Origin of the sequence: Pseudomonas sp. R76 (assembly GCF_009834565.1) — a bacterium.
Lineage (GTDB): Bacteria > Pseudomonadota > Gammaproteobacteria > Pseudomonadales > Pseudomonadaceae > Aquipseudomonas.
This window is the reverse complement of record NZ_CP019428.1, coordinates 2242006-2255102: the sequence shown is the minus strand read 5'-3', so window position 1 is coordinate 2255102 and position 13097 is coordinate 2242006. Positions and strand designations below refer to the sequence as shown.

At 58.9% G+C, this 13097-nt stretch carries 12 protein-coding genes; 4 read left to right on the top strand and 8 right to left on the bottom strand.

Annotated features, from left to right (window positions below; translation table 11 throughout):
* Positions 1 to 3: 3 nt before the first annotated feature.
* A complete protein-coding gene (sdhD, locus tag PspR76_RS10350; protein WP_003172805.1) occupies positions 4 to 372 on the bottom strand; it encodes a succinate dehydrogenase, hydrophobic membrane anchor protein in 369 nt (122 codons plus the stop codon).
* Positions 366 to 740 carry a succinate dehydrogenase, cytochrome b556 subunit gene (gene sdhC / locus PspR76_RS10345; protein ID WP_016979564.1) on the bottom strand — a complete coding sequence of 125 codons (375 nt, stop codon included), beginning with the start codon at positions 738 to 740 and terminating at the stop codon, positions 366 to 368. The genes sdhD and sdhC overlap by 7 nt, the downstream gene beginning before the upstream one ends.
* Positions 741 to 1104: 364 nt before the next feature.
* On the opposite strand from sdhC, the gene gltA reads away from it, so the two are divergent.
* Positions 1105 to 2394 (top strand): citrate synthase, encoded by a 1290-nt coding sequence (gltA, locus tag PspR76_RS10340; protein WP_034118918.1) that lies wholly within the window; start codon positions 1105 to 1107, stop codon positions 2392 to 2394.
* A 312-nt stretch (positions 2395 to 2706) separates the two neighbouring features.
* On the opposite strand, the gene PspR76_RS10335 is transcribed toward gltA, so the two are convergent.
* The 3 genes from PspR76_RS10335 to PspR76_RS10325 all read right to left on the bottom strand — a co-directional run bounded on the left by PspR76_RS10335 (position 2707) and on the right by PspR76_RS10325 (position 5811).
* Complete coding sequence (locus PspR76_RS10335; protein ID WP_159955098.1) at positions 2707 to 4365, bottom strand: cation acetate symporter; 1659 nt, start codon at positions 4363 to 4365, stop codon at positions 2707 to 2709.
* Positions 4362 to 4673, bottom strand: coding sequence for a DUF485 domain-containing protein (locus tag PspR76_RS10330; RefSeq protein WP_064451602.1), 312 nt, complete (start codon positions 4671 to 4673; stop codon positions 4362 to 4364). Before PspR76_RS10330 ends, PspR76_RS10335 begins: the two co-directional genes overlap by 4 nt.
* A 286-nt stretch (positions 4674 to 4959) precedes the next feature.
* The gene (locus tag PspR76_RS10325; RefSeq protein ID WP_145164995.1) at positions 4960 to 5811 is read right to left on the bottom strand and encodes a glycine betaine ABC transporter substrate-binding protein; all 852 of its coding nucleotides are present in this window, start codon (positions 5809 to 5811) and stop codon (positions 4960 to 4962) included.
* Positions 5812 to 6143: 332 nt separating this feature from the next.
* On the opposite strand from PspR76_RS10325, the gene PspR76_RS10320 reads away from it, so the two are divergent.
* Positions 6144 to 7697 carry a glycoside hydrolase family 17 protein gene (locus PspR76_RS10320; RefSeq protein ID WP_159955097.1) on the top strand — a complete coding sequence of 518 codons (1554 nt, stop codon included), beginning with the start codon at positions 6144 to 6146 and terminating at the stop codon, positions 7695 to 7697.
* A 98-nt stretch (positions 7698 to 7795) separates the two neighbouring features.
* Here the strand turns inward: PspR76_RS10320 and PspR76_RS10315 are convergent, their stop codons facing one another.
* On the bottom strand, positions 7796 to 8164 hold the full coding sequence (locus PspR76_RS10315; protein WP_159955096.1) for a hypothetical protein: 369 nt from the start codon (positions 8162 to 8164) through the stop codon (positions 7796 to 7798).
* A 233-nt stretch (positions 8165 to 8397) separates the two neighbouring features.
* On the opposite strand from PspR76_RS10315, the gene PspR76_RS10310 reads away from it, so the two are divergent.
* Positions 8398 to 9696 (top strand): serine/threonine protein kinase, encoded by a 1299-nt coding sequence (locus tag PspR76_RS10310; RefSeq protein WP_159955095.1) that lies wholly within the window; start codon positions 8398 to 8400, stop codon positions 9694 to 9696.
* A complete protein-coding gene (locus tag PspR76_RS10305) occupies positions 9689 to 10477 on the top strand; it encodes an MlaA family lipoprotein (protein WP_159955094.1) in 789 nt (262 codons plus the stop codon). The genes PspR76_RS10310 and PspR76_RS10305 overlap by 8 nt, the downstream gene beginning before the upstream one ends.
* 64 nt (positions 10478 to 10541) lie before the next feature.
* Here the strand turns inward: PspR76_RS10305 and PspR76_RS10300 are convergent, their stop codons facing one another.
* Both PspR76_RS10300 and PspR76_RS10295 read right to left on the bottom strand, forming a co-directional pair.
* Positions 10542 to 10910, bottom strand: a complete 369-nt coding sequence (locus PspR76_RS10300; protein WP_159955093.1) for a DUF805 domain-containing protein — start codon at positions 10908 to 10910, stop codon at positions 10542 to 10544.
* A 164-nt stretch (positions 10911 to 11074) separates the two neighbouring features.
* A complete protein-coding gene (locus tag PspR76_RS10295) occupies positions 11075 to 13081 on the bottom strand; it encodes an FUSC family protein (protein WP_159955092.1) in 2007 nt (668 codons plus the stop codon).
* Between the last annotated feature and the right edge of the window lie 16 nt (positions 13082 to 13097).

Sequence of the window (13097 nt, the reverse complement as noted above, 5' to 3'; positions counted from 1 at the left end):
GAATCAGATACCCCAAAGAATCTGCACACCCCAGACGAAGTAAGCGAACATCGCGACGCCGCATACTGCCTGGAAGAGGAAACGTACTGCAGTCGCGGACTTGCCCAGCGCCATCGGCGTCAGGTAGTCAGTCGCGATGGTCCACATGCCGACCCAGGCGTGTGCGCCCAGGGCAACAAGTGCCAGCAGACTGAAGATTCGCATCGCATTGTGGGAAAACAACCCGTGCCATTGCTCATAGCCAATGCCGGGGTTTGCGACGAGGTATCCGATCAGGAAAATGAAATAAGCCGCGAGAACGACCGCAGACACACGCTGCGCCATCCAGTCATAGAGGCCCGAACGCGAAAGGTTCGTAACGCTGGTTACCATATCCAAACTCCTGCCAGAACGATCAGCACCACGGAAATGGCGATGATGATTTTCGAGCCCAGGCGGCCGCCTTCCAGCGTCTCACCGATACCCGCATCCATGATCAAGTGGCGCACACCGGCTACCAGGTGATAAAGCAGAGCGGACAGGAGGCCCCATGCTACGAACTTGGCCAGCGGGCTGGTCAAGCATGCCTTCACCTCGGCGTATCCTTCCTCGGAACCCAGGGATTTGCTCAATGCATAAAGCATGATGCCCAAGCCCAGGAACAGGATGATGCCGGAAACACGGTGCAGGAACGACGTAACGCCGGTGATGGGGAGTTTGATGGTCCTTAGGTCTAGGTTTACAGGTCGTTGGCTATTCACGGCTTTTTTTCACACTGAAGAGCCCCTAACAATCAGGGCAAAGTTGTTGGGGAGTGCACTGGTCAGGTAAGCACCACCCAGGGAGTGCGACCCCCAATTAAAGCAAGCCCAAAAGCCCTTGGCGGTCGGTGGCCGAGTATAGACAGTTAGGTTACTAATGACAACGCGCGCTCCTCACCCTAATAGCTGATTGCGTTGGCGGGATAAAAGGCGTAAATGGCAGTCAATTTCGACGAAAAAGTCTGGTTAAAGCCTTCTGGAGCAAGACTTTAGGCAAATTGACATCTGGATTTATATCAATATAGTGGTGCGGGCCCTGCGTGGGGGGTCTGTCTGATGATTTGAAGCATAAATAGGAGGCCACATGGCTGACAAAAAAGCGCAGTTGATCATCGAGGGCGCAGCCCCCGTCGAGCTGCCCATTTTAACCGGCACCGTTGGTCCCGATGTTATCGACGTACGGGGCCTGACGGCCACGGGCCGTTTCACTTTCGACCCAGGCTTCATGTCGACCGCCTCTTGCGAGTCGAAGATCACCTATATCGACGGCGACAATGGCATCCTGCTGCACCGGGGCTACCCGATCGAGCAACTGGCTGAAAAGTCGGACTACCTGGAAACCTGCTACCTGCTGCTAAATGGCGAATTGCCAACAGCCGAGCAAAAAGCCCAGTTCGTCAGCACCGTAAAGAACCACACCATGGTTCACGAGCAGTTGAAGACCTTCTTCAACGGCTTCCGCCGCGACGCCCACCCGATGGCCGTCATGTGCGGTGTGGTCGGCGCCCTGTCGGCCTTCTATCACGACTCCCTGGACATCAATAACCCGCAGCATCGCGAAATCTCCGCGATCCGCCTGGTTGCCAAGATGCCAACCCTGGCCGCAATGGTTTACAAGTACTCCATGGGCCAACCCATGATGTACCCGCGCAACGACCTGACGTACGCGGAAAACTTCCTGCACATGATGTTCAACACCCCGTGCGAGATCAAACCGATCAGCCCGACGCTTGCCAAGGCCATGGACCGGATCTTCATCCTCCACGCCGACCACGAGCAAAACGCCTCCACCTCTACCGTGCGTCTGGCCGGCTCTTCGGGTGCCAACCCGTTCGCCTGTATCGCCGCCGGTATCGCCGCACTCTGGGGCCCTGCCCACGGCGGTGCGAACGAAGCCGTGCTGACCATGCTGGATGAAATCGGCGATGTCTCGAACATCGACACGTTCATCGCCAAGGCCAAGGACAAGAACGATCCGTTCAAGTTGATGGGCTTCGGTCACCGCGTTTACAAGAACCGCGACCCACGCGCTACCGTCATGAAGCAGACCTGCGACGAAGTGTTGAAGGAACTGGGCATCAAGAACGATCCGCAACTCGAACTGGCCATGCGCCTGGAAGAGATCGCCCTGACCGACCCGTACTTCATCGAACGCTCGCTGTACCCGAACGTCGACTTCTACTCGGGGATCATCCTCAAGGCGATCGGCATTCCAACCAGCATGTTCACCGTGATCTTCGCCCTGGCGCGGACCGTGGGCTGGATCTCCCACTGGAAAGAAATGCTCTCCAGCCCGTACAAGATTGGCCGCCCGCGCCAGCTGTACACCGGCTACGAGTCGCGTGACATCACCAAGCTGGAAGATCGCAAGTAAGCCATCAAGCGCTTGGTTGCACCGAATAAGGCCTCCTCTGGAGGCCTTATTTGTTTCTGATGATCGTTCCCACGCTCCGCGTGGGAATGCCTCCTGTGACGCTCCGCGTCACCCCGCGCAAGGCTTGAGACTGGCGTTGTCAGCAGGACGCGGAGCGTCCGGGTTCACATTCCCACGCAGAGCGTGGGAACGATCAAGGCAGTTTTATTGGTGCAGGATTTGAGAAACAGTTTTGTGAAATCCGTTACCAATAAAAGCAAAAAAATGCCCCGATCTCGCGACCGGGGCATTTTTTTGTAGCTGTTACAACGTTTAGTGATTCACCGCCCCACTCGCCCCCAGGCCAGTCTGCGAACGCACAAACTGCGGGAAGTACAGCGCACGCTCTTTCTCTGCCGCCGCCGACTTGTCGGTGATGGAGAAGAACCAGATACCCACGAACGCGATGATCATCGAGAACAACGCCGGGTATTCGTACGGGAAGATGGCTTTTTCATGGTGCAGGATCGACACCCAGATGGTTGGGCCAAGGATCATCAGGCCTACGGCACTGATCAAGCCCAGCCAGCCGCCAATCATGGCGCCACGGGTGGTGAGGTTTTTCCAGTACATGGAAAGCAGCAGCACCGGGAAGTTACAGCTGGCAGCAATGGAGAACGCCAGGCCCACCATGAACGCGATGTTCTGGCTTTCGAACAGGATACCCAGGCCGATGGCCAATACACCCAAGGCTACGGTGGTGATCTTCGACACGCGAATCTCATCCTTTTCGTTGGCCTTGCCTTTCTTGATCACGCTGGCGTACAGGTCATGGGACACCGCCGACGCACCGGCCAGGGTCAAACCGGCAACCACCGCCAGGATGGTGGCAAAGGCCACAGCCGAGATGAAGCCCAGGAAGATGCTGCCGCCCACCGCGTTGGCCAGGTGCACCGCCGCCATGTTGTTACCGCCCAGCAGGGCGCCTGCCGCGTCCTTGAACGCCGGGTTGGTGCTGACCAGCAGGATCGCGCCAAAGCCGATGATAAAGGTCAGGATGTAGAAGTAGCCGATGAAGCCGGTGGCATACAACACGCTCTTACGCGCTTCCTTGGCGTCGCTTACGGTGAAGAAGCGCATCAGGATGTGCGGCAGGCCGGCCGTACCGAACATCAGCGCAAGCCCTAAGGAGAATGCCGAGATCGGGTCTTTTACCAGGCCACCCGGGCTCATGATCGCTTCACCTTTAGGGTGAACCTTGATCGCTTCGGAGAACAGCGTGTTGAAGTCGAAGTTGACGTGCTTCATCACCATCAGCGCCATGAACGAGGCACCGGACAGCAACAGCACGGCCTTGATGATCTGCACCCAAGTGGTCGCGAGCATGCCGCCGAACAACACGTACATGCACATCAGGATCCCCACCAGGATCACCGCAACGTGGTAATCCAGGCCGAACAGCAGCTGGATCAACTTGCCCGCACCGACCATCTGCGCGATCAGGTAGAACGCCACCACCACCAGCGAGCCACACGCCGACAGGCTGCGGATCTGGGTTTGCCCCAGGCGATAGGACGCCACGTCGGCAAAGGTGTACTTGCCCAGGTTACGCAGGCGCTCGGCGATCAGGAACAGAATGATCGGCCAGCCCACCAGGAAGCCGATCGAGTAGATCAGGCCATCGTAGCCGGAGGTGAACACCAGCGCGGAAATCCCCAGGAAGGACGCCGCCGACATGTAGTCGCCAGCAATCGCCAGGCCGTTCTGGAAACCGGTGATCTTGCCGCCGGCCGCATAGTAGTCGGCCGCCGATTTGTTGCGCTTGGATGCCCAGTAGGTGATGCACAAGGTCGCGCCAACGAAAGCGACGAACATCAGGATCGCAGGGATATTCAGCGGTTGTTTATGCACTTCGCCGGTCAATGCTTCCGCCGCCCAAACGGCAGGCGCAAAGACCGAAGCGCCGAGTACAGCCAATAGACGACGGATCATTGCGCAGCCTCCTTGAGAATCGCATTGTTCAGGTCGTCAAATTCGCCGTTGGCGCGTCGTACGTAAATCGCAGTCAGGACAAAGGCCGAAACAATCAGCCCAACCCCAATCGGGATTCCCCAGGTGATGGACGAACCGGGACTGATCTTGGCCCCCAGTATTTGCGGCCCATAAGCAATCAGAAGAATGAAAGCGGAGTAAAGCCCTAGCATGATCGCCGAGAGAATCCAGGCGAACCTTTCCCTTTTTCTCACCAGCTCCTTGAAACGCGGGCTGTTTTGAATCGAGAGGTAAATGCTGTCGTTCATTGTTTTTATCCTCGCAGCACAGCTTTTTATTATTTTGGAACATATCCACTGTATGCGGCTGCGGAACAGGTTCCAGACGACCTTAGTAGTAGAACGAGATAGCCACTTCGCAAGTTTTTAAGTCAACAAATAAACAACAGCTCGAATGCAGGCAAAAAAATGTGGGAGCGGGCTTGCTCGCGAAGGCGGTGCATCAGTCAATACATGGGCTGACTGACACACCGCCTTCGCGGGCAAGCCCGCTCCCACATTAGGGTGGTGGTGGGGCTTCTAAAGAGTTAGTGCTTTATTTGGCAGTCCACTCGGCCACACGCTCAGGGTGCTTGGCAACCCAGTCCTTGGCCGCTGCGTCAGGCTTGGCACCTTCCTGGATTGCGAGCATGACTTCGCCGATTTCGTCCTTGGAGGCCCACTGGAATTTCTTCAGGAAAGCGGCGACTTCCGGCGCTTTCTTCTCCAGGCCCTTGCTGCCGATGCTGTTGACGGTTTCAGCAGCACCATAAATCCCTTTTGGATCGTCGAGGAAACGCAGTTTCCACTTGGCGAACATCCAGTGTGGCACCCAACCGGTCACCGCAATGGATTCCTGCTTGTCTTCGGCACGGGTCAGTTCGGCGATCATCGCGGCGCCCGAACTGGCTTGCAGCTTGTAGTCCAGGCCATAGGCCTTGATCGCCTCGTCGGTCTTGAGCATCACGCCTGAACCGGCATCGATGCCGACAATCTTGTTCTTGAAGGTGGTGTCGGTCTTGAGGTCTTCGATGGACTTGGCTTTAACGTACTCCGGCACGATCAGGCCAATTTTGGCATCCTTGAAGTTGGGGCCGTAGTCGACCACCTTGTCCTTGTTCTTGGCCCAGTACTCACCGTGGGTCACGGGCAGCCAGGCCGAGAGCATGGCGTCGAGCTTGCCGGTGGCTACACCCTGCCACATGATCCCGGTGGCGACGGCTTGCAGTTTCACGTCGTAACCGAGCTTTTCCTTGATCACTTCTGCCGCCACGTGGGTGGTGGCAACGCTGTCGGACCAGCCGTCCACATAGCCGATGCTCAGGGTTTTGCTGTCGGCGCTGGCCAGTGTGGAGCTCATCGCAACTACCAGAGTGGCAGCTGCGCCCAAGAGTCGTCGCATCTTCATAGTACTTCCCCGAAAGTGCTGCGCCCGGCGGATGCCGAGCGACGTCAACCTGTTGTTATGTGGTGCACCGCGCCCCCTTCACGCGCATCGATCCGGCGGCCCAGACATCAGTGGTGTGCTGACACTTCGATCATCAACCTGCCGGGGCCTTGGACCTGCTCTGACTGCGACCTCAGGTAAGCAAGAAACGACATCACATCGCCAGCAGGGCGATTTGTAGGATATCGCTGCAAAATCCCGCCCGAACTTTGCATGTCTAAATTATGCAGCCCCACTGGGACGGGCTAATTCCGGGTAAGATGCGCGCCTTTGCTCCTCCAGATAAGCCGACCATGCCCGCGACTGCACGCTTCCCTGCCCTGCCCTATTGTTTCGCCTTGATCCTCGGTGTGCTGGCCCTTGTCGGCTATTGGTACGGCCTCGGCCGGCCGGTGGTATTGCCGGACGTCGCCAGCGCCAGCCACAAAATGCAATGTGCGTCCTACACGCCGTTCGACAAGGACCAATCACCCTTCGACCAGCCGTTCACCCTGCGCCCCGAGCGCATGGACGCCGACCTGGCGCTGCTGGCCACCCGCTTCGACTGCATTCGCACCTACTCCATGACCGGCCTGGAAGCCCTGCCCGGCATGGCGCGCAAGCACGGGCTGAAGTTGATGGCCGGTGCCTGGGTCAGCAGCGACCCGGTGGCCACTGAAAAAGAAATCGACGAGCTGATCGCGGCGGCCAACGCCAACCCCGACGTGGTTACCTCGGTGATCGTCGGCAACGAAGCCCTGCTGCGCAAGGAAGTCACCGCCAAGCAGTTGGTGACGCTCATTCATAAAGTCAAAAGCCAGATCAAGCAGCCGGTCACCTATGCCGACGTGTGGGAGTTCTGGCTGCAACACCCGGAAATCGCCCCGGCGGTGGACTTCCTGACCATTCACCTGCTGCCGTACTGGGAAGATGACCCGTCGGGCATCGACCAGGCGCTCAAGCACGTCGGTGATGTGCGCCAGACCTTCGGCAACAAGTTCGCGCCTAAAGATGTGCTGATCGGCGAGACCGGCTGGCCCAGCGAAGGTCGCCAGCGCGAAACGGCCGTGCCGAGCCGGGTTAACGAAGCCAAGTTCATGCGCGGTTTCGTGGCCATGGCCGAAGCCAATGGCTGGCGCTACAACCTGATCGAAGCCTTTGACCAGCCGTGGAAACGCGCCAGTGAAGGCGCAGTTGGCGGTTACTGGGGCCTGTTTGATGCCGATCGCCAGGACAAGGGCATTCTTGCCGGGCCGGTGAGCAACGTGCCGTACTGGCCACTGTGGTTGGGCGTAGGCGGGATTATCCTGTTGGGTACCTTGGCCCTCGGTGGCCGTGTTCGCAGCACTCGCGCCGCGGTCCTGCTGCCACTGCTCGGCGCCGTAGCAGCCTGCTCCATCGGCACCTGGGCCGAACTGACTCGCGTCACCGCACGCTTCAACGATGAATGGGTATGGGCAGCCTTGCTGGTGGTGTTGAACCTCCTGGTGCTGGCCCATGCCGCGCTGGCCCTTGGCGCACGAGAAGGTTGGCGCGAGCGCGCGTTCAACTGGCTGGAGCAACGCGCAGGCTGGCTGGTGGCAATCGCCGGGTTTGCCGGCGCGGTGATGATGCTGGCGCTGGTGTTCGACCCGCGTTATCGCAGCTTCCCGAGCGCGGCACTGGTGCTGCCGGCGCTTGTGTACCTGGTTCGCCCGGTGACCGGGCCGCGTCGGGAGATTGCGTTGCTGGCCTTCATTATCGGTGCCGGGATTGCACCGCAGCTGTATCGCGAAGGTTTGCTTAACCAGCAGGCGTGGGGTTGGGCGGTGGTCAGTGTGTTGATGGTTGGAGCTTTGTGGCGTTGTTTGAGGGTGCGTAAGGCTTAGCGGCGCTATCGCAGGCAAGCCAGCTCCCACATTCGGCCGCATTTCAAAGGATGTAATCGGTCAATTGTGGGAGCGGGCTTGCTCGCGAAGAGGCCCTATCAGACAGCCCGAGGCTTCCTGACCAACCGCAACCCCGCAATCACCACCGCAAACACCGCAAATGTGGTGTTGTACAGCGCCAATGCCGGCAACCCAAACACCATCCCCAACACCGCCAAGCCCCACCCCGCGCGGCCCGGCACAAAAAACGCCAGCACCGACGTGCCCAACGCCGCCCAGCCCAGCACCTTGAAATGAATCATCAGCCCCAGGTTCGAGCGCAGTTGGCATTCCCAGCGGCTGGCCTCATCGACGCAGATTCCCACCCAGCGGCCGTCCTCCATAAAACCGTAGCGGGCGCCATAACTGGCGGCCAGCCATAACGGCAGGGCAATAAGCAGCAGAATCAACGGCAAGCGGCGGGACATAAGGCACTCCGATAGGCAAAAACGGCGCTCAGCTTAATGCCCCGGCTGCCGTTAGCAAGGTGTGTACGCAGATAACTGTTCAACCAAGGGTCGCAAAGTGTATCTTCTGGCTACTATTACCCCGATTCCGACTTGTTTTTCCGACTTTTCGTGCCGAATGCTGGCACTTCGGTGATGGAGCGGTGGTCATAGCCTGCGAATCTATCAGCACGTTTCCTCTTAGGGATTAAGTCATGCTCCGTTCCTTGCGCTGTGCTGCCTTGCTGGGCAGCCTATTTTTGAGTGCGTCAGCACTGGCCGTCGATATCGACCAGGCCACGTATGGCTACCCTTTGACCAACCCGTTCGAAGCGACCATCGCCACCACTCCGCCTGACCTTCGGCCCAAATTGCCGACCAACGACGAGATCAACCAGTCCGACTACACCCTGAACATGCGCCCCGAGCGCGAATTCAGCCTGCCCGACAACTTCTGGGCGGTGAAGAAACTCACTTACCGCATCGCCAAGCAAGACCACGCCGCGCCGCTGATCTTCCTGATCGCCGGCACCGGTGCGCGGTTTGACAGCAGCATCAACGAGTACCTGAAAAAGCTCTATTACCAGGCCGGCTACCACGTGGTGCAACTGTCGTCGCCAACCAGCTTCGACTTCATCAGCGCCGCCTCGCGCTTCGCAACGCCTGGGATCACCCAGGAAGACGCCGAGGACATGTACCGCGTCATGCAGGCTGTGCGCGCGCAGAACGCCTCGCTGCCGGTGACCGACTTTTACCTCACTGGCTACAGCCTCGGCGCCCTGGATGCGGCATTTGTGAGCAAGCTCGACGAGACCCGTCGCAGCTTCAACTTCAAGAAAGTGCTGCTGCTCAACCCGCCGGTCAACCTCTATACCTCGATCACCAACCTCGACAAGCTGGTGCAGACCGAGGTCAAGGGCATCAACAACACCACCACTTTCTATGAACTGGTGCTGAGCAAGCTGACCCGCTACTTCCAGCAAAAGGGCTACATCGACCTCAACGACGCCCTGCTCTACGACTTCCAGAACTCCAAGCAGCACCTGTCCAATGAACAGATGGCGATGCTGATCGGCACTTCGTTCCGCTTCTCGGCGGCCGACATTGCGTTCACCTCGGACCTGATCAACCGTCGCGGCCTGATCATCCCGCCCAAATACCCGATCACCGAAGGCACCAGCCTCACGCCGTTCCTCAAGCGTGCACTGCAATGCGACTTCGACTGCTACCTCACCGAACAAGTGATCCCGATGTGGCGCGCGCGCTCCGACGGCGGCAGCCTGCTGCAACTGGTCGACCAGGTCAGCTTGTACGCGCTCAAAGACTACCTGCACACCAGCCCGAAAATCGCGGTGATGCACAACGCTGACGACGTGATCCTCGGCCCTGGCGACCTCGGTTTCCTGCGTAAAACCTTCGGCGATCGCTTGACCGTCTACCCGCTGGGCGGCCACTGCGGCAACCTCAATTACCGCGTCAACGCCGACGCCATGCTGGAGTTCTTCCGTGGCTAAATATCTTCTGCTGCTCGCCGCCCTGATGTGCGCGGGCGTCGCCAATGCCGACAACAGCAAGGCGCATGAGCCGGTCAAAATAGATTCCGATGGTTTCAAGGAACCGCTGACCAAGCTCAAGTTCAACCCGGGCCTGGACCAGCGTGAGTTCGAGCGTTCATCGCTGACTGCGCTCAACGTGTATGACCCGCTGGAATCGTGGAACCGCCGCGTGTATCACTTCAACTACCGCTTCGACCAATGGGTGTTCCTGCCAGTGGTTGACGGCTACCGCTACGTGACGCCGAGCTTCCTGCGCACCGGCGTGAGCAACTTCTTCAACAACCTGGGCGATGTGCCCAACCTGTTGAACAGCCTGCTGCAACTCAAGGGCCACCGCTCCCTGGAAACCACCGGGCGCCTGCTGCTCAACACCACCATCGGCATCGCCGGCCTGTGGGACCCGGCCACCGCCATGGGCCTGCCGCGCCAGAGCGAAGACTTCGGCCAGACCCTGGGCTTCTACGGCGTGCCCGGCGGCGCCTACCTGGTACTGCCGATCTTCGGCCCGTCGAACCTGCGCGACACCACCGGCCTGATCGTCGACTACGGCGCAGAAACCGAGATCAACTTCCTCAACGTGTCCAAAGTCAGCGAAAACCACCCGGAAATCTGGGCCCTGCGCGCCGTCGACAAGCGCTACCAGACCAGCTTCCGCTACGGCCAGATGAACTCGCCGTTTGAGTATGAGAAGGTGCGGTATATCTATACCGAATCGCGCAAGTTGCAGATTGCCGAGTAAACGCCTACAAAAAAGGCCATTCGATTGAATGGCCTTTTTTATTGCGCTGATTTCAATTACTTACTCAGCTAATGCTTTTACTAGGAGGCTCACCGTAATCGTTCTCCCCTTTATCGCCTTGAGTGAACAACTGGATGGACACCATTATAAAACCAACAACAGGTATCAAAAACCAAAGTGCATATGCCCCCGTGACGTTTACATCATGAAGCCTGCGGAATGTCACCGACACCGCAGGGGGGATCATGAATAACACGTAAAAACCAAATGGGACGATAAACCACGGACTCGAAGAAACATTTGCCAGGTACGCAACTAAAATAGCACCCCAAACGATCATTATATCCATCAATGCAAACGCCCAGTACTCGCGTCTACAGGCTCGCCCACTGAACTTGGCATAGTTTTTTATCGCTTGAAAACACCAGTTCATCCTTAACCCCTTAACGATCCATTTTTATCGTGCCACTTCACATGAAGCAGCGCGACTCATCCTATAAATGCCTGAAAAACCGAACCGTAGGATTAATCTTAAACAGCCTTAAATTTGTACCTGAAACGAATCAGCTCTTAATTGCCTACTGAGTATTTCGGCCCTTACAACCCGACGCTCAATGCACTGCCTCTTTGACACCACTTCTGCCACGTAAACCGCAACTGCAGAACTGCCGCCCTGGCCATCTCACGCTCCTGCTCCGCCAACCCTGTTGGCTGCTCAAGCGCTTCCAGCAACGCCGCACTTGGCGCATCCAGCAAAGCGGCATTTGCCGCGCTCGGCCCACCGTGCTTGAGCGCCGCCGCCAACTGTCGCAAATACCCGTCACGCTCAACCACCAGCGAACCCTCGCTGCGGGCTAGGCTCGCGCGCAATTCCAGCAATTCATCGCCCAGGTCCAGCCCCAGCAAGCCGTTGTCCCAATGGCGGCGGCCGGCAGGCAAGGCTTCGCTATAGCGCGACAGGCGAATCAAACGATCGGCCATGCGCCCGCCAAACCAGCTTTCAGCTTGTTCCAACGGTCGCGACGTCAGCTGTGCCAAGTCAAACAAAGAAGCCTTGAACATCCGCCGATAGTGGTGCTCGCCGGGGTTGAGCGGGATCAGGCGAAACACCACCACCGCAATCCCGACACCCACCAGCGTGGCGATGGCCTTGTTCAGAAACGTGGCGATGTCGTACGTCATCAGGTTGCTCGGCCCGACGTTATTGACGAAGAAGATGCAGAACGCCGACGCGGTGGCCGCCAGTGTCATCCGGCTCATACACAGCGAAGCGAAAAACAGCGGCACACCCAGCGCCAGGCAGAGCAACGGAAAACCATCAAAGCCGGGCAGCAAGGCAAAGCGCACAAAACCGGCCACCGGGATCGACAGCGCAATGCCCTTGAGAAAATTCACGCTGGCGGCCGAGGGGTTTTCCCGCGCGGCAAACAGGCTCAGTACCACGCCACTGATCGACACCGCGCCCAAGCCCGATGGCCAGGCGGTGAATATCCAGAGGGCTGCAACCGCCAGAAAGGCCAGCGCACTGCGCAACCCACCGAGTACGCCCCGCTCGATGTCCCGATGCCAGGACATTACCCCCGGAGCGCCGGGTGGCACCCTGCCCGCTTCGACGGCGGCGAGGGTTAGCGCCCCGAGGTCAACCAGCCTTATAACCTCAGCCAGTTGCACCAGGCAAAAGTGCACCTCGGCACTCAAGCGTGGGGCTTGCAGCGCCAACCGGAGGCGACGCGAGAGTTCAGGCAGCGCCGCGTGCCGCTCTTGTTGCAACGTGTCGGCCACCTCATCCACCCAAGGTGCCACGAGCGTCGTGTCATCCAGCATCATCCGTTGCCGCGCCACGCCTCGCGCCGCGCGCAACAACCCGAGCAAATCCCGACTGAGCACGCGCAATGCCTGGGAGCGGCGGCGCCCCTTTGGGCCTTCAAACCATGCATGATCGCGCTGCGCATCCACCGCGACTAACCGGCCGAACGCCTCCAGCAAGCCCTTGCGCTGATCCGTGCCCAGCAACTCCGACGCCGCTGCGCGCATTCCCGCCTGCCAGGCGGCACGTCCTTGAGCCGCCAGGGTCTGCTCGACCCGGCGCGGCCATAAAATCGTGCTGGCGATAGTCGCGCAAAGGATCCCCAGGCTGATTTCCTGGCAGCGCGCCACCGCCTCATCAAACACGCCCAGCGGTGCGGCGGTTGCGGGCAACGCGATAATGGCCGTGGTGTAGCCCGCCAGCACAAAACCATAGGAGGCGTGATTGCGCAGCAGCGACGCGCCCGTGGTGCAAAACGCCAGCCACAGCGCCATGCACAGCAAGAACAATAAAGGCGCCTGGCCGAACGCGCCGATCATGACGATGGACGCCACAGCGCCCACAAAGGTGCCCAGCAAGCGATAAGCGCCCTTGGCCAAGACCATACCGCTGGTGGATTGAGCGACGATAAACACCGTGGTCAGCGCCCATTGCGGCTGCTGCAAATCGAAGCAAAAGGCCAGATACAAAGCGACCCCGCCAGCGATCAGGTTGCGCAAGGCAAACAGCAGATCGGTACGCGAGGGCGCCAGAGTGGCTTGCCAGAAATCAGGCAGTTGAAACGTGGAAAGCTTCATGCGGCGGACACATAGA